Origin of the sequence: Nonomuraea sp. NPDC049504 (assembly GCF_040676845.1) — a bacterium.
Taxonomy (GTDB): domain Bacteria; phylum Actinomycetota; class Actinomycetes; order Streptosporangiales; family Streptosporangiaceae; genus Nonomuraea; species Nonomuraea salmonea.
Genome location: NZ_JBFAPT010000017.1, coordinates 214,659 through 235,596, shown reverse-complemented (window position 1 = coordinate 235,596; position 20,938 = coordinate 214,659). Strand labels below are relative to the sequence as shown.

21 protein-coding genes are annotated in these 20,938 nt (G+C 71.4%); 14 read left to right on the top strand and 7 right to left on the bottom strand.

Going from position 1 to position 20,938, the window contains the following annotated elements; genetic code table 11:
• The first annotated feature begins 31 nt into the window (after positions 1-31).
• Together AB0K28_RS30455 and AB0K28_RS30450 are read left to right on the top strand one after the other, a co-directional pair.
• Positions 32-505 carry a low molecular weight protein-tyrosine-phosphatase gene (locus AB0K28_RS30455; RefSeq protein WP_345389652.1) on the top strand — a complete coding sequence of 158 codons (474 nt, stop codon included), beginning with the start codon at positions 32-34 and terminating at the stop codon, positions 503-505.
• On the top strand, positions 492-1,277 hold the full coding sequence (locus AB0K28_RS30450; protein WP_364376819.1) for a fructosamine kinase family protein: 786 nt from the start codon (positions 492-494) through the stop codon (positions 1,275-1,277). The genes AB0K28_RS30455 and AB0K28_RS30450 overlap by 14 nt, the downstream gene beginning before the upstream one ends.
• On the opposite strand, the gene AB0K28_RS30445 is transcribed toward AB0K28_RS30450, so the two are convergent.
• Entirely contained in the window at positions 1,274-2,107 is an 834-nt protein-coding gene (locus tag AB0K28_RS30445) for a TetR/AcrR family transcriptional regulator (RefSeq protein ID WP_364376816.1), read from the bottom strand. The genes AB0K28_RS30450 and AB0K28_RS30445 overlap by 4 nt on opposite strands.
• Before the next feature lie 58 nt (positions 2,108-2,165).
• Here AB0K28_RS30445 and AB0K28_RS30440 point away from each other — a divergent pair, with 58 nt between their 5' ends.
• Positions 2,166-3,866, top strand: coding sequence for a right-handed parallel beta-helix repeat-containing protein (locus tag AB0K28_RS30440; RefSeq protein WP_364376813.1), 1,701 nt, complete (start codon positions 2,166-2,168; stop codon positions 3,864-3,866).
• Here the strand turns inward: AB0K28_RS30440 and hisN are convergent.
• Complete coding sequence (hisN, locus tag AB0K28_RS30435; RefSeq protein WP_364376846.1) at positions 3,856-4,653, bottom strand: histidinol-phosphatase; 798 nt, start codon at positions 4,651-4,653, stop codon at positions 3,856-3,858. The genes AB0K28_RS30440 and hisN overlap by 11 nt on opposite strands.
• Before the next feature lie 89 nt (positions 4,654-4,742).
• Between hisN and AB0K28_RS30430 the strand changes: the two genes are divergently transcribed.
• Entirely contained in the window at positions 4,743-5,198 is a 456-nt protein-coding gene (locus AB0K28_RS30430; protein ID WP_364376810.1) for a DUF4442 domain-containing protein, read from the top strand.
• 178 nt (positions 5,199-5,376) lie between these two features.
• Here AB0K28_RS30430 and rsgA read toward each other — a convergent pair whose 3' ends face one another.
• Entirely contained in the window at positions 5,377-6,444 is a 1,068-nt protein-coding gene (gene rsgA / locus AB0K28_RS30425) for a ribosome small subunit-dependent GTPase A (protein ID WP_364376843.1), read from the bottom strand.
• 383 nt (positions 6,445-6,827) lie between these two features.
• Positions 6,828-8,126 (bottom strand): 3-phosphoshikimate 1-carboxyvinyltransferase, encoded by a 1,299-nt coding sequence (gene aroA, locus AB0K28_RS30420; protein ID WP_364376840.1) that lies wholly within the window; start codon positions 8,124-8,126, stop codon positions 6,828-6,830.
• A gap of 140 nt (positions 8,127-8,266) precedes the next feature.
• On the opposite strand from aroA, the gene AB0K28_RS30415 reads away from it, so the two are divergent.
• Positions 8,267-9,013, top strand: coding sequence for an SOS response-associated peptidase (locus AB0K28_RS30415; RefSeq protein ID WP_345389634.1), 747 nt, complete (start codon positions 8,267-8,269; stop codon positions 9,011-9,013).
• Positions 9,014-9,169: 156 nt separating this feature from the next.
• Complete coding sequence (locus tag AB0K28_RS30410) at positions 9,170-9,502, top strand: TraR/DksA C4-type zinc finger protein (RefSeq protein ID WP_345389631.1); 333 nt, start codon at positions 9,170-9,172, stop codon at positions 9,500-9,502.
• A 48-nt stretch (positions 9,503-9,550) separates the two neighbouring features.
• Here the strand turns inward: AB0K28_RS30410 and AB0K28_RS30405 are convergent, their stop codons facing one another.
• Positions 9,551-10,291, bottom strand: coding sequence for a methyltransferase domain-containing protein (locus AB0K28_RS30405; RefSeq protein ID WP_345389628.1), 741 nt, complete (start codon positions 10,289-10,291; stop codon positions 9,551-9,553).
• A gap of 233 nt (positions 10,292-10,524) precedes the next feature.
• On the opposite strand from AB0K28_RS30405, the gene AB0K28_RS30400 reads away from it, so the two are divergent.
• From AB0K28_RS30400 to AB0K28_RS30370, 7 genes are all read left to right on the top strand, one after another.
• Positions 10,525-11,130, top strand: a complete 606-nt coding sequence (locus tag AB0K28_RS30400) for a sigma-70 family RNA polymerase sigma factor (RefSeq protein ID WP_345389625.1) — start codon at positions 10,525-10,527, stop codon at positions 11,128-11,130.
• Positions 11,127-11,393, top strand: a complete 267-nt coding sequence (gene rsrA, locus AB0K28_RS30395) for a mycothiol system anti-sigma-R factor (protein ID WP_345389622.1) — start codon at positions 11,127-11,129, stop codon at positions 11,391-11,393. Before AB0K28_RS30400 ends, rsrA begins: the two co-directional genes overlap by 4 nt.
• A 10-nt stretch (positions 11,394-11,403) precedes the next feature.
• Complete coding sequence (locus AB0K28_RS30390) at positions 11,404-12,345, top strand: NAD-dependent epimerase/dehydratase family protein (protein WP_345389619.1); 942 nt, start codon at positions 11,404-11,406, stop codon at positions 12,343-12,345.
• Positions 12,346-12,569: 224 nt separating this feature from the next.
• Positions 12,570-13,925, top strand: coding sequence for an HD-GYP domain-containing protein (locus AB0K28_RS30385; RefSeq protein ID WP_355414767.1), 1,356 nt, complete (start codon positions 12,570-12,572; stop codon positions 13,923-13,925).
• On the top strand, positions 13,922-15,214 hold the full coding sequence (locus tag AB0K28_RS30380; RefSeq protein WP_345389610.1) for an HD domain-containing phosphohydrolase: 1,293 nt from the start codon (positions 13,922-13,924) through the stop codon (positions 15,212-15,214). Before AB0K28_RS30385 ends, AB0K28_RS30380 begins: the two co-directional genes overlap by 4 nt.
• A gap of 132 nt (positions 15,215-15,346) precedes the next feature.
• Positions 15,347-16,702, top strand: a complete 1,356-nt coding sequence (locus AB0K28_RS30375; protein WP_345389607.1) for a biotin carboxylase N-terminal domain-containing protein — start codon at positions 15,347-15,349, stop codon at positions 16,700-16,702.
• 41 nt (positions 16,703-16,743) lie between these two features.
• Positions 16,744-16,956, top strand: coding sequence for a biotin/lipoyl-binding carrier protein (locus AB0K28_RS30370; RefSeq protein WP_345389604.1), 213 nt, complete (start codon positions 16,744-16,746; stop codon positions 16,954-16,956).
• Here AB0K28_RS30370 and AB0K28_RS30365 read toward each other — a convergent pair.
• Complete coding sequence (locus tag AB0K28_RS30365; protein WP_345389600.1) at positions 16,946-17,329, bottom strand: hotdog domain-containing protein; 384 nt, start codon at positions 17,327-17,329, stop codon at positions 16,946-16,948. The two genes, AB0K28_RS30370 and AB0K28_RS30365, sit on opposite strands and share 11 nt — an antisense overlap.
• Before the next feature lie 244 nt (positions 17,330-17,573).
• Here AB0K28_RS30365 and AB0K28_RS30360 point away from each other — a divergent pair, with 244 nt between their 5' ends.
• A complete protein-coding gene (locus AB0K28_RS30360; RefSeq protein WP_364376801.1) occupies positions 17,574-19,229 on the top strand; it encodes a serine/threonine-protein kinase in 1,656 nt (551 codons plus the stop codon).
• A gap of 4 nt (positions 19,230-19,233) precedes the next feature.
• Here the strand turns inward: AB0K28_RS30360 and AB0K28_RS30355 are convergent, their stop codons facing one another.
• Positions 19,234-20,880, bottom strand: coding sequence for an acetolactate synthase (locus tag AB0K28_RS30355; protein WP_364376798.1), 1,647 nt, complete (start codon positions 20,878-20,880; stop codon positions 19,234-19,236).
• Positions 20,881-20,938 lie beyond the last annotated feature (58 nt).

The window sequence follows — 20,938 nt, the reverse complement described above, 5'->3', positions numbered from 1 at the left end:
CTCACCACGGATCAATGGTGAGAATGGAGGCATGACGTATCGCGTGGTCGTGGTGTGCATGGGGAACATCTGCCGGTCTCCGATGGCGGAGGTGGTGCTGCGCGAGGTGCTCGCGGACCGCGGCCTCGGCGCGCAGGTCGTGGTCGACTCCGCCGGCACCGGCGGGTGGCACGTGGGCGATCCGATGGACGAGCGGGCGCTGGAGATCCTCACCCTGCGCGGCTACGACGGGTCGGCGCACCGGGCCAGGCAGTTCACCAAGGACTGGTTCGACCGGTACGACCTGGTGCTCGCCATGGATCGGGACAACCTGTCCAATCTGCGGCGGCTGGCGCCTGCTGGGGTGGAGGTGCGGTTGTTCCGGTCGTTCGATCCCGCCGCGCCTGAGGGGGCGGAGGTGCCTGATCCGTACTACGGGGGGCGTGAGGGGTTCGAGGAGGTGCTGGAGCTGGTCGAGTCGGCCGCTGAGGGCGTCGCCAAGCACATCGCCGATGAGATTCGCTGAGGAGCTCGGCACGTCGCACGGGCGGCGGCTGCGGCGGGGCGTGCTGGACGACGGGCGGGCGGTGTTCGTCAAGAGCGGGCCCGCCTCCGAGGTGCTGGTGTCGGAGGCCGCCGGGCTGCGCTGGCTGGGCGAGGTGGCCGCGGTGCCCGAGGTGATCGAGGCCGAGCCTGATCGGCTCGTGCTGGCCTGGGCCCGCGAGGAGCGGCCCGATCGGGCGGCGGCCGAGCGGTTCGGGCGCATGCTGGCGCGGATGCATCGGGCGGGGGCCGAGCGGTTCGGGGCTCCGTGGCCCGGGTTCATCGCCGAGTTGCCGATGGACAACGCGGACGCCCCTGACTGGGCGACGTTCTACGGGGAGCGGCGGGTGCTGCCGTTCCTGCGGGAGGCACGGTTGCCCGCCTCGGACGTCGCGCTGGTCGAGCGGGCCGTGGCGCGGCTGCCGGAGGTGGCGGGGCCGGCCGGGCCGCCCGCCCGGATCCATGGGGATCTGTGGAGCGGGAACGTGTTGTGGTCGTGCGGGCAGGGGGTGCTGATCGATCCGGCGGCGCACGGCGGGCATCGGGAGACGGATCTCGCGATGCTCGATCTGTTCGGGCTGCCGCGGCTCGATCGGGTGCTGGGGGCTTACCGGGAGGAGTGGCCGCTCGCCGAGGGATGGCGGGAGCGGGTGCCGGTGCATCAGCTGCATCCGCTGCTCGTCCATGTGGTGTTGTACGGGGGCGGCTATCGGGACAGCTTGATGGCGGCGGTGCGGCGGGTGCTCTCGCTCTAAGGGGTTCTTCTGCGGCGGTACGCGCGTTGCTGGCAGGCGCGGGAGCAGTAGACGCGGGGGCGGCCCGACGGGGCGGGGTCCAGCTTGTTGCCGCACTCCGCACATGTTTCGTCACGCTTTTCGTCTCGTTCTTGGATGAGGGCTTCGATGCCGTCGAGGATGCGGCGCAGGCCGAACTCGAAGGAGTCCTCGGGGGCGTCCCAGCCGCCCGTCTCCCAGAGGCGGGTGATCGTGGGGTAGGCGGGGAGGCGTTCGTACAGGGAGTCTCTGGCGCCCCACCACTCCTCCTCGGACACGCCGCTGCTGCGCTCCTCGCGCAGGGTCTCGACGAGGGTCAGCGCCTCGGCGTCCATGAAGCGGCCGACCAGGTTGACGGCGGCGATCACCTCGCGGGGGTGGAGCGGGGTGCCGGTGAGGGTGCTCAGCATGCGGTCGAAGAGCGCCACCGCGTTCGGTCCCGGGACGTTGCGGGTGCCTCTGACCTCGGCGAGCCACGGGTGCCGGCGGCGGCAGCGCCAGCCCTGCCTGATCATGGCCTCGAGCCTCGGGCGCCAGCCCGCGCCGGCCGGTTCCTCTTCGTCGGCCAGGTGCTCGCCGATGGCGGTGTCGCGCATCAGGGCGACGAGCTGGTCGCGGCCTGGCACGTGGCGGTAGAGGGACATCGTGGTGAAGCCGAGCCGGTCGGCGACCTTGCGCATCGACAGGCCGTCGAGCCCCTCGGCGTCGGCCAGCTCGATGCCCGCCCGCACGATCCGGTCGAGGTTGAGCCCGGCGCGCGGCGCGCTCTCGTCGTCCCTGTCGCGCCACAACAATTCGACACCGTCGTCCATGGGTCTAGTTTATGGTGTACAAATTCGTGTACGGCATAAACGACAGCAGAGGTGACTCATGGAACAGATCCACGTCTCGCCCGCCGGCGACGACTCCTGGCCCGGCTCGCAGGACCGGCCGTTCGCCACGCTCGAACGCGCCCGCGCGGCGGCTCGCGCGGCGGGTGGGAAGGCGGTCGTGCACCTGCGGGGCGGCGTCCACGTGCTGACCCGCCCGTTCGAGCTGGGGGCCGACGACTCGGGGACGGTCTATCAGGCGGCCGGTTACGGCACCCTGGAGCAGGAGGAGCCCGTCGTCAGCGGCGGGCGGGAGATCACCGGCTGGCGGGTGCGCGGCGACGGGGTCTGGCTGGCCGAGGTCGGCGACCTCGACACCCGGCAGCTCTACGTGAACGGCCGGCGGGCCCCGCGCGCCGCCGTCCCCGGCCTGCCCGGCACGGTCACGGCGACCGAGACCGGCTACGTCACCGACAGCCCTGAGCCGCTGAGCTGGCAGAACGTCGAGTTCGTGCACCGCGGCGTCTACCCGTGGACCGAGGCCAGGCTCCAGGTGGCCGGCATCGCGCGTGCGGGCGGCTCCACCGTGATCACCATGGCGCGGCCCGGGTACGCGTGGGCGTACGCGCTATACCGGTCCGTCTATGAGGGCAACGCCTCCGTCGGCCCCGGCCTGCCCACGTCCGTCGAGAACGACCCGAGCTTCCTGCGCGAGCCGGGCACCTTCGTGCTCGACCGGTCGCGGCCGGGCGCGCACGTGCTGATGTACCTGCCGCTGCCGGGGGAGGAGCCGGCGTCCGCGCGGGTGGTCGCGCCGGTGCTGGAGACGCTGGTACGGCTGGCGGGTGCGCGCGAGGTGGCCCTGCGCGGGCTGGTGTTCGCCGAGGCCACGTGGCTGCGGCCGGAGCGGCCCGAGGGGTTCGTGCACTATCACGGCAGCGGGTTCTACGAGGGCGGGCCGGTCGAGCGGGCCGAACTGGGCGAGGGGTCGTACGTGACGTATCCCTTGAGTTCCGTCACGGTTCCGGCGTGCGTGCAGATCGAGGACGCCGACGGCGTCGAGGTCACGGGGTGCCGGTTCACCCGGCTCGGGGCCACCGGGCTCGGCGTCAGCGGGGGCGGCGGTGTCACCGTACGGCGGTGCGCCTTCGACACGCTGGCCGGCGGCGGCGTCACCGTGACCGGCACCCGGGGCGCCGCGATCGAGGACAACCGGGTGCGCGGGACCGGGCTGGAGCTCAGCGGGTCGCCCGGCATCGCCATCTCCGGCACCCGGGGCTGCGTCGTCGCGCACAACGAGGTCACCGACGTGCCCCACTGCGGCATCGTGGCAGGCCCCGGCGAGGGCACCAGGATCCTGCACAACCTGACCGCCCGCACCCTGCAGGTGCTGGCCGACGGGGGTGGCGTCTACCTGTCGGGGCCGCAGGGCGACTCGGCGGACACCGGCGCCGTCATCCGGGGCAACGTCATCAAGGACACCGTGACGCCGTACAACTTCGGGCTCTACACCGACTACGGCGCCAGCTGGGTGCTCGTCGAGGAGAACGTCGTCATGCGGGCAGACAACACGGCCGTGCTGCACGTCGGGCCGCCGCTGGAGAACGTCACCTACCGGGGCAACTTCTGGGACGCCGACCCGGTGGGGCACGACGATCCGCCGAGCGGGGTGACGTACGAGGGGAACGTCACGATCGCCGACGAAGGCGCGCTGACCGCCGCGACCCAGACCATCCAGGACAGGGCGGGCGTCAGGTCCTGACCGTGGTGCCGTTGAGGCGGTCGATGACCTCGGCGTGCAGGTGACCGTTCGTGCAGACGAGGCTGCCGCCCTCGAGGCCCTTGACGCCGGCGACGTCGGTCCAGACGCCGCCGGCCTCCTCGACGATCACGGTGAGCGCCGCCATGTCCCACGGCGACAGCTCCGGCTCGGCCGACACATCGACCGAGCCCTCCGCGACCATCATGTGCGACCAGAAGTCACCGTACGCGCGGGTCCGCCAGCAGGCGCGGCTCAGGTCGAGGAAGTTGTCCAGCTTGCCGGTCTTCTCCCAGCCGCCGAAGCTCGAGTACGAGAACGACGCGTCCTCCAGGGAGGAGATCGAGGACACCCGCATGCGGGACGCCTTGGTCAGGCTCCTGCCCGTCCACGCCCCGCCCTCGGTCGCGGCCCACCAGCGGCGGCCCAGCGCGGGGGCCGACACCAGGCCGACGACGACCCTGCCGTACTCCATGAGCGCGATCAGGGTCGCCCAGACGGGCACGCCGCGTACGTAGTTCTTGGTGCCGTCGATGGGGTCGATGATCCACGAGCGGGCGCCCCAGCCGGTCTTCCCGAACTCCTCGCCGACCACCGCGTCACGCGGCCTGGCACGGCGCAGCGTGCCCCTGATGGCCTCCTCCACCGCGCGGTCGGCGTCGCTGACCGGCGTCAGATCGGGCTTGGTCTCGACCTTGAGGTCGACCGCCTTGAACCGCCGCATGGTCAGGTCATCGGCGGCGTCCGCCATGACATGCGCGAGGCGAAGATCATCGTTATAACCCTGCACGGTCGCCCACGCTACCGCGTCGGCCATACGGACATCAGTTACCAACGCCCCTTTTCTGGTAACTCTGCTTCCAGTTACTGACCAGTAGCATGTCTCGCATGTCGCAAGATGTCGGTGAGCTTCTGCTGGGGTCGGTCCCGTTCGCCCGGACGCTGGGCATCGTCTTCGAGTCGGTGGGGGACGGGCGGGCGGTCTGCCGCGTCCCTGAGCGGGCCGACCTGGCCAATCACGTCGGCGGGCCGCACGCGGGGGTGCTCTTCACGCTCGCCGAGTCGGCGTCGGGGGCCGCCGTACTGTCCGTCTTCGGTGACCAGCTCGTACGCGCGGTGCCGCTGCCCACCACGGCGACCATCGCCTTTCGCAAGGTCGCTCTGGGCGAGATCAGGGCCGAGGCCCGGCTGACGGTCTCCCGCGCGGACGTCCTGGCGCGGCTGGACGCGGGGGAACGGCCGGAGTTCGACGTGACGGTGGACCTGACGAACCCGGACGGCACCGTCGTCTCCACCTTCACCGTGACCTGGACCCTCCGCCCCAGCCGCGTGTGACGGCCCGCGGACCAGCGGGCGCCGTTGGGGGAAGGCGGGGACCGGCGGGCGCGCTCGCGCTGGCGCCGTCAGGGAGTGTCGCTGCGTCCTTGCGGACGTGTCCGGGGTGCACGGCGGTGGTCGTGGTCAGGGGGCGGGGCAGACCCTGGCGGGGAAGCGCTCCCCTCCATCATCACGGTCAGGGGGTGTCGGCGGGTTCTTCCGCGGGGCGGGGGTCGTCGGCGGTGCCTTCGCGGCTCCACAGGAGGCGGCGCAACGACTCCAGGCGGGCGGGGTCGGCGTTGCCGGCCGCCACCCAGGCGTCGAGGGCGCAGCCTTCGCCCAGGTGGGTGCAGCCCTTCGGGCAGTCGACCGTGCCCTCGACCAGGTCGGGGAAGGCCGCGAGCACCGTCTTCACGGACACGTGGGCCAGGCCGAAGCTGCGTACGCCGGGCGTGTCGATGATCCAGCCGCCCTCGGGCAGCTCAAGGGCGACGGCCGAGGTGGAGGTGTGGCGGCCGCGGCCGGTGACGGCGTTGACCTGGGAGACGGCCCGGTTGGCGTCGGGCACCAGAGCGTTGACCAGGGTGGACTTGCCCACCCCCGAGTGCCCGACCAGGACGCTGATGCGCCCGGCCAGGTGGTCGCGCAACGCGTCGAGCGAGCCGCCCTTGTGCACGACGACGTGCGGCACGCCCAGCGGCTCGTAGAGGGCCACCAGCTCGTCGGGCGGGGCGAGGTCGGACTTGGTGAGGCAGAGCAGGGTGTCGATCTCGGCGTCGAACGCCGCCACCAGGATGCGGTCGATCATGCGCGGCCTGGGCGGCGGGTCGGCCAGGGCGGTCACGATGACGAGCTGGTCGGCGTTGGCCACCACCGGGCGCTCGATGCCGTCGGTGTCCTCGACGTCGTCGGCCGAGCGGCGCAGCATCGACGTGCGGGGCTCGACCCGGACCACGCGGGCCAGCGTGTCGGGTCTGCCGGACACGTCGCCCACCAGCGCGACCCTGTCGCCCACGACGATGCCCTTGCGGCCCAGCTCGCGGGCCTTCATGGCGACCACGAGCCGGCGCTGCGGCGGCTTGCGCTTCTGCGCCGAGCCCTTGGGGCGCTCCGGCTCGACCAGCGTGGTGTAGCGGCCACGGTCGACGGCCACCACGAACCCTTCGACGGCGTCTTCGTGCGCAGGACGGATCCGGGTCCGCGGCCTGGAGCCCTTGCCCGGCCGGACCCTGACGTCGTCCTCGTCGTACTCCCGCTTCCTCAGCGGTCCGCTCCCATACGCTCGCTCCTTGTTGCTGCTGCTGACAGTGGGCAGACGTCCCACGCCCTGACGGGTGCCGTGTGCCGGCCGGACATTCCCGAGGTCATCGGTGTGCCGTGGGTCCGCGCTCGGACGGCCGCAGCACGGATCCGCCGGGCGGCAGGGTCATATGCAGGGTCATATGGGGAGCCAAGCCGGTGGCGGGACCGTGCTCCGGTCGTGATTCGTCGCCCGTGATCGGGCGGGTGGTGTCGTGCTGTTGGATCTCATGGTCGTGCGCATGGTCGAGCGGGGGGCGGCGCGTTATCACGTGTCACCCTTTTCCGACGTGCCCGGCGCTTCACCGGTGAAACCCGTCATACCGCCGAGGCGAAGGTCTGCCCAGCTCATCGCGATTCCAGCAGCGCCGTCCACATCTGGACGAACTCCGGCAGGGTCTTGGCGGTGGTCGCGATGTTCTCCACCTCGACGCCCGGCACCGCGAGGCCGATCACCGCGCCGGCCGTGGCCATGCGGTGGTCGTCGTAGCTGTGGAAGACGCCGCCGTGGAGCTGCCGGGGCCGGATGAGCAGGCCGTCATCGGTCTCCTCGGCGTCGCCGCCCAGGCGGTTGATCTCGGTGGCCAGCGCGGCGAGGCGGTCGGTCTCGTGGCCGCGCAGGTGGCTCACGCCCCTGATGCGGCTCGGAGAGCCGGCCAGCGCAGCCAGGGCGGCGATCGTGGGGGTCAGCTCGCCCACTTCGTGGAGGTCGGCGTCGAGGCCGGTGACCTGGCCGGTGCCGGTGACCACGAGGTCGGCGCCCGAGCGGGTGACCGTGGCGCCCATGGCGGTGAGCAGGCCGCGCAGCGCGTCGCCCGGCTGCGTGGTGCGCTCAGGCCAGCAAGGGATCGTCACCCTGCCGCCCGTGACCAGGGCCGCCGCCAGGAACGGGGCCGCGTTGGACAGGTCGGGCTCGACCGTCACGTCTCTAGCGGCGATGGGCCCGGGCTCGACCCGCCACACGTCGCGCTCGTGGTCATCGACCGTGACGCCCGCCGCCCTGAGCATCTCGACCGTCATCTCGATGTGCGGCTGCGACGGCACCGGCGGGCCGACGTGACGGATCGTGACACCCTTCTCGTAGCGCGCGGCGGTCAGCAGCAGCCCCGAGACGAACTGCGATGAACCGGACGCGTCGAGCGTCACCTCGCCGCCCGCCGGCGGCCCGCTGATGGTGAACGGCAGCGCGTCGTTGTCGATGCGGGCCCCGAGCGAGCGCAGCGCGTCGAGGATGGGCCCCATCGGGCGCTTGCGCGCATGGGGGTCGCCGTCGAACGAGACGGGCCCGTCGGCCAGCGCCGCCATCGGCGGCACGAACCGCATCACCGTGCCGGCCAGGCCGGCGTCGATGCGCGCGCCGCCGCGGATCGGGCCCGGCGTCACCGCCCAGTCGACCCCCGCCGAGGTCTCGCTCACGGCCTCCAGCGTGGTGCCCAGCGCGCGCAGGGCCGCCACCATGAGGTCGGCGTCGCGGCTGCGCAGGGCCTGCCGGACAGCTCCTGGACCGTCGGCGAGCGCGGCCAGCAGGAGCGCGCGGTTGGTCACCGACTTGGAGCCGGGCAGCGGGACGGTGGCGGCGACGGGAGCCGTCGCCGTCGGTGCGGGCCAGTGCGGAGCGGGCGTGGCGGCGGGCGTGGTGGCGGGCATGGTCAAAGAGTACTGGCCGTCGGCGGCGGGGGTCACAGCCTGTGGATGACGGCTGCCGTACGGTCGCTCCCCGTGGATGACGGCTGCCATGCGGTCGCTCCCTGTGGATGGACGTACCGAAGAGATGGCAGTGTGGGGGCATGTGCGGTAGATACGCCTCGGCGCGCAAGAAGCACGAGCTCCTCGAGGAGTTCCAGGTCGAGCAGGACGGCGACCCCGACAAGGAGCTCGGCGCCGACTACAACGTCGCGCCCACCAAGAACGTCTACGCCGTGCTGAGCCGGGTGCCCAAGGAGGCCGCGCGGGCGGTACGGCAGCTCAGGATCGTCAAGTGGGGCCTGGTGCCGGCCTGGGCCAAGGACCCGTCGATCGGCTCCCGGCTGATCAACGCCAGGGCCGAGACGCTGGCCGAGAAGCCGTCCTACCGGCAGGCGTTCGCCAAGCGCAGGTGCCTGCTGCCGGCGGACGGCTACTTCGAGTGGATGCCGGTCGAGGGAGAAAAGAAGAAGAAGCAGCCGTACTTCATCCATCCGGCCGACGGCGGGGTGCTGGCCATGGCGGGCCTGTACGAGTTCTGGAAGGACCCGTCCAGAGATGACGACGACCCGCTCAAGTGGCTGGTGACCTGCACCGTCATCACCACGGACGCCGAGGACCAGCTCGGCCGCATCCACGACAGGATGCCCATGATGATCGACAGGGACCACTGGGCGGAGTGGCTCGACCCCAAGCTCACCGACACCACGCAGGCGGGGCGGCTGCTGGTGCCCGCCGAGCCGGGACGGCTCACCGCGTACGCGGTCTCCACGGACGTCAACAACGTCCGGAACAACGGCCCCGACCTCATCAAACCTCTCCCGGAGGAGGAGGAAACCGCGCTTTTCTAAAGGTGTAAAAAGCTCGGCAAGTGGGCATCCGGTGAGGAAAGCGATGCAACCGTTCACTCGGTGTCACCGCCAACATTGCCCCTTGATCCACCGGGCGGGACATCCGGGGAGTCCTGGCCGCGGGTTTGCCCCCTTCTTACCCGGAGGTGCGGATTCGTGGACGTCACGACCGCTCGTGAGCGGCTGGAAGAAATGCTCGCCGACCTCGATCGCTCGATCGGGGTCCTGCGCGGCGAGCCCGTCGGAGTGCGCGACCGCTCGGCCGCCGACGCTGGCTCCGACCTGACCGACGCGGACCGGGCCCAGGCCATGCTGACCGTGGCCAACAGCCAGCGGCAGGCGATCGTCGAGGCGATCAGGCGCATCGACGAGGGCGCGTACGGCCGGTGCGTCGACTGCGCCAAGCCGGTGCCTGAGGGGAGGCTGGAGGCCCGCCCCGAGGCCGCGCGCTGCGTGCCCTGCCAGGGCAAGCGCGAACGCCGCCGCTGACCGGTGCGGAGGGCGCACTCGCCGGACACGAAGAACGGCGAGGTGGGCTCACTTCTTACGGGCGCTGGCCACCAGGTGGATGCCGACGGTGTCGTCGTCGTCGGGGTGGGCTTCGAGCTCGGTGCGCACGAGGTAGTTGAGCGCCCGCGCGTCGGAGCCGAGCACGTGGTCGACCGTGGAAGGCGACAGCACCGTACGGGGCCGCATCCACTCGATCTCCAGGCCGGCGCCCTGGAGCAGCTCGCGCAGCTGCGTGCTGCTGAAGCAGCGGGTGATGCTGCCGTCGGGCCACGGCACGAGCATGACCTCGCCGGTCTGCCGCAGGTGCTGCCACTGCCCCTGCTCGGCCAGGATCGCCATGCCGAGCACCAGGGAGTCGACGCACACCAGGGCGCGCCCGCCGGGCTTGAGCACCCGGGCGACGTCGTTCATGGCGGACTCGGCCATGAGCTCGATCGACATCACGCGCTCTTCCGCGAGCACGGCGTCGACGCTCTCGTCGGGCAGGAAGGCCAGATCGTCGGCGCGCACGTGGCGTACGCGGTCGGCGTCGCGCAGCCGCGACTGCCCGTCGACGGTACGGCGGAAGTCGAGCACCTCGATCACCCGGTGTCCGGCTCTGGCGGCCTGGCCTGACCATCGCCCGCGCCCGCCCGACAGGTCGAGGATGACGGAGGGCTGGGCGGGGAGCCATCGGTTGAGTTGTTCGGCGGCGACGGCGCGGTAGAAGGTCCAGTACGGCCCGAGCGTCCCTGAGCCGTTCAGTTCCTCGGCCGGAATGGGCAGCACACGCGACTCCTGGGTTCCGGAAAAAGGGCTACCAGCCGGTACGTATGACGTTCCCCGCACCGGGTCCTTCGTACCTTCTATCTTGCGGGAACAGACAAGGGCGCGGGCGTGTTGCGACGAGCATGCTCACATTGGCACACCCCCAGCCCGCTGACCGGGTGGTCGCGAGCCAGCGGGTATCCTCCCCTGAGTACGGTGTACCGCCACAGCCGGCCACCGGTGATCTTAGGGGGGTGGGTCCGGTGCCCGCGACAGGCGCGGAGACGCTGGAGCAGCGAAGCGAGCGATTCGAGCGCGACGTCATGCCGTATCTCGAGCAGCTCTACTCCGCCGCGCTCCGGATGACCCGAAATCCCGCGGACGCGGAGGACCTGCTGCAGGAGACCTTCGCCAAGGCGTTCGCGTCGTTCCACCAGTTCCAGCAGGGCACGAACCTGAAGGCGTGGCTCTACCGGATCCTCACCAACACCTTCATCAACAGCTATCGCAAGAAGCAGCGGGAGCCGAGGCAGTCCGGCACCGAGGAGATCGAGGACTGGCAGCTGGCGCGGGCCGAGTCCCACACCTCAAGTGGCCTGAAGTCCGCCGAGGTCGAGGCGCTGGAGCACCTGCCCGACGGTGACATCAAGCAGGCGCTGGCGGCTCTGCCGGAGGAGTTCAGGATCGCGGTCTACCTGGCCGACGTCGAAGGCTTCCCCTACAAGGAGATCGCCGACATCATGGGCACTCCCATCGGCACCGTGATGTCGAGGCTGCACAGAGGACGCAGGCAGCTGCGGGGCCTCCTTGAGGACTACGCCCGCGAGCGTGGCCTGGTCCCGTCGGAGGGATCGAAATGAGCTGTGGCAAGCCGCACGACACCGACTGTCGTGAAGTGCTCGACAAGGTCTACGCCTACCTCGACGGCGAGCTGACGGAGGGGGACGTCGCCGACATCAAGGTGCACCTTGACGAGTGCAGCCCGTGCCTCAAGGAATACGACCTGGACAAGGCAATCAAGGCGCTGGTCCACAAGCACTGCGGCTGCGACCCGGTCCCGGCCGACCTGCGCTCCAAGGTGCTCGATCGCATCGCGCAAGTGAGGTCGGAGCTGGCCGACTAAGATTCACTTCATGCGCGTGTTGGTCACCGGGGGTGCCGGGTTCATCGGATCGAATCTCGTCGATCGCCTGCTGGCCGACGGCCATGAGGTCGATGTGGTCGACGACCTGTCGTCCGGCAGTCGCGACAACCTGGCCGGAGCCGTGACCAGTGACCGGTTCCGGCTGCACGAGATGGACATCCGCGACCGCGCGCTCGTGGAGCTGATGACCGAGCTGCAGCCGGAGGTGGTCTGCCACCTGGCCGCGCAGATCAGCGTGCGCAAGAGCGTGGCCGACCCGGCGCACGACGCCAGGCTCAACGTCGAGGGCACGGCCGCGGTGCTGGCCGCGGCCCACGAGGGGCGCACGCGCAAGGTGGTGTTCGCCTCGTCGGTGGCCGTCTACGGGCGTCCTGCCACGATCCCGGTGCCGGGTGACGCGGCCACCGATCCGCGCTCGCCGTACGCGGCCTCGAAGCTGAGCGGCGAGATCTACCTCGCCACGTTCAAGGCTCTTTACGGCCTCGAATACACCACGCTGGTGCTGTCCAACGTCTATGGCCCCCGCCAGGCGCCCGAGGGCGAGGCGGGCGTGGTCTCCATCTTCACCGACGCGCTGCTCACCGGCCGGCCCACGGTCGTCTTCGGCGACGGCACCCAGACCCGCGACTACGTCTACGTCGAAGACGTGGTCGACGGCTTCGTGCGGGCGTGCGGGCCCGAGGGCAACGGCCGCCGCTTCAACCTCGGCACCGGCATCCAGACCACCGACCGCCGCCTGCACTCGCTCATCGCCGACGCCGCGGGCGCCCAGGACAAGCCAGGCTTCGCGCCGCCGCGCCCCGGCGACCTGCCCGCGATGGCGGTCGACCCGGTGCCGGCCCACGAGGGGCTCGGCTGGCAGCCCAGGGTCGACCTGGCGACCGGGGTGAAGAAGACCGTCGAGTGGGCCGCCACGCGTCGCGGCAAGTAGTGACTTGATTACGCTTTGCTTGCGATTTCCGACTCTCCCCATGCGGCCACCCCGTCTTCTGTAGCGTGAATCCCACAAGTCGACGTGGAGGCATGTGGATGTCGAAGGTTACGGTCGCCCGGCTGCTCACCGCCCTCGTGCTGATCGCCCCTGTGGTCGTGCTCATGAGCGGCGGCGTGGTGCCACCTGGGGTGTCCTGGACCTGATAACTATGGGGGGCCGCCATGCGTGATCTGCCGTGGCCCGCAAGGGTCTATCTGGTCGCCGTGATCGGTGCGGCGGCCGCTCTCATCGTTCGCGGCGTGATCGTGTCCGGCGCGCCCGTGGCCACGGAGGACCTTGACATCCTCCTGGTGCTCGCCCTGCTGTTCCTGGTCTGCGAGTCGATGCCGACGCTGCTCAACATGGAGCAGACCGCCGTGTCCGTCAGCTTCTCCGCCTCGCTGGCGGCCGTGGTGCTGATCGGGCCGGAGGGGGCGGCGCTGGTCGGGCTGACCGCGATGGTCAGCGTCCGGCCCGGCCTGCCGCTGGTCAAGCGGCTGTTCAACGGCGCGCAGTTCGCCATCTGCGGCTACACCGCGGGGCGGGTCTACGAGGCGCTCGACGGCCGGGTCGGCGTGCCCGACGTCAACGCCTTCGACGACCTCATCGGCCCGTACGTCGCCGCGACCGCCGTCTTCGTGCCGCTCAACATCGCGCTCACGCTCACCATGATCGGGCTGGCCACGCACGTGCGGGCCACCGAGATGCCGCGCCGCGGCATGGCCCAGTTCCTGCTGTCCTACCTGGGCTACGGCACGTTCGGGCTGCTCGTGGCCGGGCTGTGGGCCACGGTGGCGTCGATCTCGGCGGTGCTGGTGCTGGTGCCGCTGTTCGTGGCGCGGTGGGCGTTCGGGCAGTATCACGCGCAGCAGCGCTCGTACGACGCCACGATCGCCGCGCTCTGCCAGGCGGTCGAGACGAAGGACTACTACACCCGCGGCCACTGCACGCGCGTCTCGCACGCCTCGTCCATGATCGCGCAGGAGATCGGCATGGGCCACGAGCGGGTGCGGGCCATCCGCTACGCCGGCATGCTGCACGACGTCGGCAAGCTCGGCGTGCCCACCAAGGTGCTGCAGAAGGACGGGCCGCTGACCGAGGAGGAGTTCGCGGCGATCCAGCTCCACCCGATGCGGGGGCTGGAGATCGTGCGCGGCATCGGCTTCCTCGACGAGGCGTACGCCGGGATCATGCACCACCACGAGCGCCACGACGGCACCGGCTACCCGATGGGCCTGGCGGGCGATGAGATCCCCGAGTTCGCCAAGGTCATCGCGGTGGCCGACGCGTTCGACTCGATGACGTCCGACCGCTCCTACCGGGGGGCGCGGCCGGTGCCGGTGGCGCTCGACGAGCTGCGCAGGAGCGCCGGCACGCACTTCGACCCCGTCATGGTGGCGGCGTTCATCCGCGCGCTCGAGCGTGAGCCGTGGCAGCCGCCGCGCCGGGTCGACCCGCCGCCTCCCGAGGTCGCCGAGACGCAGATCAAGGACCACGACGACCCGACCATGCCCATCCAGGTCGTGACCGGGCCATGATCACCACCGAACGCGTCAGGCCGCGGGACCGCTCGCTGCACAAGGTCCTGCGCAGGCTCGACTCGGGGCAGCTGCTGCTCATCTGCGCGGCCGGGCTGGTCGCGCTGACCGGAGTGGCGTACACCGCGGCCCAAGGGCTGGACAAGCCGGAGATCGCGGTCGGGTTCGGCGCGCTGATCGCGGTCGGCGAGCTGGCCAGGCTGACCATGCCGGGCAACAGGGAGGTGGCGCCCATCGGGGCCGCCGCCGCGCTGGGCTACACGCTGCTGCTCGACCTCAGCCAGAACCAGCTGCGCCACTCGGCGCTGCAGGTCGTCGCGGTGATCGCGGTCGGCATGCTGGCAGGGGCGCTGCCGCACCTCGCCGTGGGCCGGCCGCCGCGCCTCGACGCGATGGCGCGCCGGCTGCTCACCAGCGCGCTGCTGGCCTTCGCCTTCCGGCCGCTCGCCGACCCGCTCTACCACCTCACCAAGCCGCCCACCAGCACCTGGTGGCCGGCGCTGGCCGTGATGGTGACGCTCATCACGATCACGCTGCTCATCGACGTGCTGATCGCCGCGCTGCTCCGGGCCGAGCAGGTGCGCACCGCGTTCAGGGTGGCCGTGCGCGACGAGCTCAACATGGCCTTCCCGCTGGGCGCCGCCGTGGGCTCGTCGGGCGTGCTGCTCGCGCTCGCCACGCACAGCATGGACCTCGTGGCGCTGCTGGTGTTCGCCGCGCCGCTGCTGGTCACGCAGGTGGCCTTCCGCAAGTACGCCGGCATCCGCGCCACCTACCTGCAGACCGTACGCGCCCTGTCCAGGGTCACCGAGGTCGGCGGCTACGTCGAGCCGGGCCACTCGCGCCGGGTCAGCCGTCTGGCCGTCGCCGTCGGCAGGGAGCTGGGCATGGCCGAGCCGGAGCTGCTGGAGCTGGAGTACGCCGCGCTCATGCACGACATCGGCCAGCTCTCGCTGCGCGACCCCATCCCGGGGGGAGCGACCGTGCTGACCGAGCCGGAGCAGGCCCGCCGCATCGCCGAGCTGGGCGCCGAGGTGATCAGGCAGACCGGCGTGCTCGACCGGGTGGCCGAGGTGGTCAGCAGGCAGTGCGACGCGATCGCCGACGACCCGCCGCTGTCGAGCCGCATCATCAAGGTCGCCAACGCCTACGACGACCTGGTGGGGCCCTCGACCGACCGCGACAGGAGCGGGGCGGCGCTGGAGCGCATCCGCCTGTCGGCGGGGAGCGCGTACGATGCCCATGCGGTGGAGGCGCTGGCCCGCGTGATCGACCGCGGCCGGATCTAGCAGCTACAGCCGCGCGTACGCCGCGGGGGTTTCCGGGCGTTCACTTTTGTGGGGTTCCTACAGATCGCGCTGGCCGGATCGGTGGTTTCGGGGGAAAGGGGTCAGGGCGTCGGCGGTCGTAGGGTGGTCGGCGTGCTTACTGAGACGCTCGGACCCGTTCTGATCGCCAACCGAGGGGAGATCGCGCGGCGGATCATCCGCACGGTCAAGCAGCTCGGCCTGCGCGCCATCGCGGTTCACTCCGAGGCCGACGCCGACCTGCCCTTCGTCCGCGAGGCCGACGAGGCCGTGCTGCTCGGACCGGCCAACCCGGCGCAGAGCTACCTCGACATCGTCAAGGTGCTGGAGGCGGCGCGGGCGACCGGCGCGAAGGCGGTCCACCCCGGCTACGGCTTCCTCGCCGAGAACGCCGCGTTCGCCAGGGCCGTGATCGAGGCCGGCATGGTGTGGATCGGGCCGTCGCCCGAGGCCATCGACAAGATGGGCGACAAGATCAACGCCCGTAACCTCATGGAGGCCGCCGGGGTGCCGGTCGCGGCGGGCACCCGCGAGCCGGTGACCGACCTGTCGCTGGCGCTGAGGGCCGCCGAGTCCATCGGCTACCCGGTCATGGTCAAGACCGCGGGCGGCGGCGGTGGCATCGGAATGAGCGTGGCCTACGACGACGAGGGGCTGGCCAAGGCGTACGAGCAGGCCGCGCGGGCGGCGGCGAGGTTCTCCGGCGACGCGCTCGACGGGCCCGCCGTGCTGCTCGAGCGCTACATCGCGCGGGCCCGCCACGTCGAGGTGCAGATCCTCGGCCTGCCCGACGGCAGGGTGGTGGCGCTGGGCGAGCGCGACTGCTCGGTGCAGCGCCGCCACCAGAAGGTCGTCGAGGAGTCTCCTTCGCCCGGCATCAGCCCCGAGCTGCGCGAGCGCATGCTGGCGGCGGCGGTGCGGGCCGGCGAGACAGTTGGCTACGTCGGCGCGGGCACGGTCGAGTGCCTGGTCGACGCCGACGCGCAGGACTTCGTGTTCCTGGAGATGAACACCAGGCTCCAGGTGGAGCACCCGGTCACCGAGCTGGTCACCGGCCTCGACCTGGTCGAGCTGCAGCTGCGGGTGGCGGCGGGCGAGAGCCCCGAGGTGCGGCCCGAGCCGCGCGGCCACGCGATCGAGTTCCGCGTCTACGCCGAGGACCCCAAGCGGTTCTTCCCCGGCCCCGGCACGATCACGGCCTGGGACGAGCCCGCGGGCGACGGCGTCCGCGTCGACTCGGGTTACACGGCGGGCAACACCGTCACGCCGTTCTACGACCCGCTGATGGCCAAGCTGTGCGTATACGGCTCGGACCGGGCAGAGGCGCTGGAGAAGGGCCGCAAGGCGGTGGCGGAGTTCGTCGTGGAGGGCCCGAAGAACAACCTGCCGTTCTGCGCGGAGCTGCTGGAGAACGCGGAGTTCGCCACCGGCGACTACGACACCGGCCTGGTCGCGCGGATGCGCGCCTGAGGCCCATGAGATTGTTGGTTCAGTGAAAGAGGGGAGTCCCGGTGGCTGAGGTACGCGCTGAGATGGTGGCGAACGTGTGGAAGGTGGTCGTCAAAGAAGGCGACACCGTCTCCGACGGCGACACGCTCGTCATCCTCGAGTCCATGAAGATGGAGATCCCGGTGATCGCCGAGGACGACGGCGTGGTGGCGCAGCTCAAGGTCGCCGAGGGAGACGTGATCCAGGAAGGCGACCTGATCGCGGTCATCGAGTAGTGCGGGCGAGGAACCTGGCACGGTCGACCACGACGCGCTCGATCGTGCCCTTGCCCACCACGGAGCCGCGCTCGTCGTGCGCCTCGAAGGCGAAGACCAGCCGCCGCCCGTCGACCTCGGTCAGCTCGACGCCGACCTGCACGCGGGCGCCGAGCGGGCTGGCGGCCAGGTGGTCGAGGGCGACCCGGGTGCCGACGGAGGTCTCGCCCGGTGCGAGGTGCCTGGCGACGGCGCGTACGGTGGCCGCCTCCGCGAGGGCGAGCAACCTGGGCGTGGCCAGCACCGGCACGTCACCGCTGCCGATCTCCTTGGCGGTGTCGGCCATCTCGACCACGGTCGGGAGCTGGGCGCGCAGGCCTGGTGCGAGCGTCATGGGGTCAGCCTACGGGTGGTGGAATGGGCCTGTTGACTTCCCGGGAAACGCGGACAAGTGCGGTTGCAAGGCCTCAGGATAGGCTTTGTACGGCTTGAGGCATTTGAGTGGCATGTGGGACAGGTGAGTCGTACACTCTCTGAGTTCCGTGACCACTGTGTTACCTCACCGCGACAAAACTTCGCTTTGTTGGAGATCCGCGGGGTGGGAGAGGTTTCGGACGTAGGGGGGTAGCGGGGGAATCATGGTGGCCCAAGGGACGACGCTGGCGGGGCGGTATCGACTGGATACCCGCATCGGCGCCGGTGGCATGGGCGAGGTGTGGCGAGGTGAGGACACCGTCCTCGCCCGCACCGTCGCCGTCAAAGTGCTGCTCCCAGGCCGCATGCAGGACCCCGGCTTCGTCGCCCGCTTCCAGGGGGAGGCGCGGGCGATGGCCACCATCAACCACTCCGGAGTCGTGGACGTCTACGACTACGGCGTCAGCGGCGACACCGTCTACCTGGTGATGAAGTTCGTCGACGGCGAGCCGCTCGACCGGCTGCTCGCCCGGCTGGGCCGCATCCCGCCGCAGGCGGCCATGGAGCTCATCGCGCAGGCCGCATCGGCTCTGCAGGCCGTCCACGACCAGGGCATCGTGCACCGCGACGTCAAGCCGGGCAACCTGCTCGTGCAGCGCGACGGCACGCTCGTCCTGACCGACTTCGGCATCGCGCGCTCCGACATCGCGAGCCGGCTCACCGACGCCGGCATGGTGCTCGGCACCGCCGCCTACTGCGCCCCCGAGCAGGCCGAAGGCGCTCCCGTCACGCCCGCCGTGGACATCTACGCGCTGGGCGTCGTGGCGTACGAGTGCCTGGTCGGCCAGCGGCCCTTCGACGGTGACAGCGCGGTCACGATCGCGCTCAAGCACATCCGCGAGGCGCCGCCGCCGTTGTCCCAGGACATCCCGCAGTCGGTACGCACGCTCGTCGACATCGCCCTGTCGAAGGACCCGGCGCGGCGCTACCCCAACGCGCGCGCGATGAGCGAGGCCGCCAGGGCGATCGCCAGCGGGCATACCCCGGCCGCCCTGCCGGAGCCGCCCTCCGCCGCGCCCGCCACGGGGGCCACGATGGCGCCGCCGCCGGAGGCGTACCAGCAATCCGGCCAGTCCTACCAGCAGCGCGACACCGACCCCTACCAGACCGGCGCCCGGATGGCCCACGAGGACACCGCGCTGTCCGAGCGCCGCGGCGGGAGCAGGCGCGCCGCGAAGGCGCCGCGCAGGACCGGGCTGGTCGCCGGCATCGCGGCGGCCGTCGTGCTCGGCGCCGGCGCCGGCGCGGTCGCGCTGAGCGGCATCGCCACCACCCCGGCCGAGCCGACGCAGTCCATCAGCGCCGCCGCCAACGCGGGCGACGGCAAGGAGGGCAAGCCCAAGACCAGCAAGCCTCCCAAGCCGACGACCAAGGAACCCGAGGTCACCGAGGAGCCTGAGCCCGTGCCGACCCGGGAGCAGACGGTCAACCGGCCGCACACCCCCAGACCCTCGGTCACGAAGACCACCCCGGAGCCCACGAAGACGCCCACCACCACGCCGTCCAGCAGCCCCACGCCGTCGAAGACGCCCACCAGCACCCCGACGGACAAGAAGGTGCCGGTGCCCAACGTGGTCGGCAAGCGTTTCCTCGAAGGTCAGGGCATCATCGAGGCGGCCGGGCTCCTGCCGCGCACCGACGACCGCACCACCACCACCGACGGGCGGCGCTGCGGGCGGATCAAGCAGACCACCCCGGGCCCGGGCAAGAGGGTGGAGAAGGGCACGGAGGTCGTGCTCGTCATCGTCGACAGCGCCTGCCCCGAGGACGAGCCGCCGCCCAGCCCCACGCCGACCCCCACACCCTCCAAGAACCAGTGACGGCTCAGACCCCCGTCGTGTTGCGGGGGTAGGCGACCTGCGGGTCCGTCGCGATGTTCACCATGTACGGCAGCCCCGAGTCGAACGCCCTGCGCAGCGCCGGACCGATCTCCGACGGCTTGGTCACCAGCTCGCCGCCGCCGCCCAGCGCGGTCACCACCTGGTCGTAGCGGCACTGCGGCTGCAGCTCGGCGGCCACGTCGTAGCCGTACAGCAGCTGCATGGGGTGCTTCTCCAGGCCCCACATGCCGTTGTTGCCGCAGATCATGACGACGGGCAGTCTGTGGCGGACGAGGGTGTCGACGTCCATCAGCGAGAAGCCCGCGGCGCCGTCGCCGAGCAGCAGCACGACCTGTGAGGACGGCCTGGCCAGGCGGGCGGCGATGGAGTAGCCGAGGCCGGTGCCGAGACAGCCGTACGGGCCCGGGTCGAGCCAGTTGCCCGGCTGCTTCGGCTCGACGTACTTGCCCGCGTACGAGACGAAGTCGCCGCCGTCGCCGATCACCACGGCGTCGTCGTCGAGGACCTTGGCCAGCTCGCCGTAGATGCGCATGGGGTGGATCGGGTCGGAGCCGGCGGCCAGCAGCTCGGCGTCGCTCGCGGTGGCGGCCGCGGCCGCACCGGACAGCTTCGTCACCCACGACGCGTACGCGTCGGGCTTGACCCCCGCCTCCCCGCACGCCGTGCCGAGGCTCCAGAACACCACCGACAGGTCACCGGCGGCGGACGCGGCCGGCTGCATGTGGGTGGCGAGCTGCGAGGGCGCGTCGGCGATGTGCACCACCCTGGCGAGCGGCGCGCCGTCCTTGCCGCCGAACCAGCCGTAGCCGAGCCGGAAGTCGAGCGGCGTGCCCACCACGATCACCAGGTCCGCCTGCCCGAACGCCATGCCCCTCGCCCTGGTCGCCAGCAGCTCGTGGCCCGCGGGCAGGATGCCGCGGCCCTGGCCGTTGGGGATGACCGGCAGCCGCCAGGTCTCCGCGAAGTCGCGGGCCGCCTCCTCGGCGCGGTCCATCCACACGTCGGAGCCGTAGACCAGGACCGGGCGCTCGGCCTCGGCCAGCAGACGCGCGATGCTCGCCAGGTCGTCGGGGTCGGGCTCCAGCGGGGACGGCGTCTGCGTGTGCACCTCGTGCACCGGGGAGGGCGAGAACAGGTGGTCCATGTAGACGTCGAGGAAGACCGGCCCGCGACGCGGCGCCACCGCCGTACGGAAGGCGACCTCGACGTCCTGCCCGACCGAGTCGGCGGCGCTCGCCGTGAACGCCAGCTTCGTGATCGGGTCGAGCAGCGGCGGATGGTCCATCTCCTGGAGCGCGCCGCTGCCCCAGCGCGACTGGGGCGCCCGCCCGCCGAGCACCACCACCGGTGAGCCGTTGAAGTGGGCCGTCGCCACGCCGCTCACCCCGTTGGTGATGCCGGGGCCCGCCGTCAGCACGGCCAGGCCGGGGCTCCTGGTCAGCCGGGCGGTCGCCTCCGCGGCGAAGACCGCGCTCTGCTCGTGGCGTACGTCGAGGATGCGCATGCCCTCGTGCACCGCGCCGTCGTAGAGGGGGAAGACGTGCCCTCCCGACAGGGTGAACATCGTCTCGACGCCATAGGCCTTGGACACGGCGACGGCGGCGTCACCGGCGTGCTTCGCAGACTCCATGCCGGGAACTTACCAACCAGTCACCCGAGTAAACAGGTCTCGACCGACGCGTTGATCG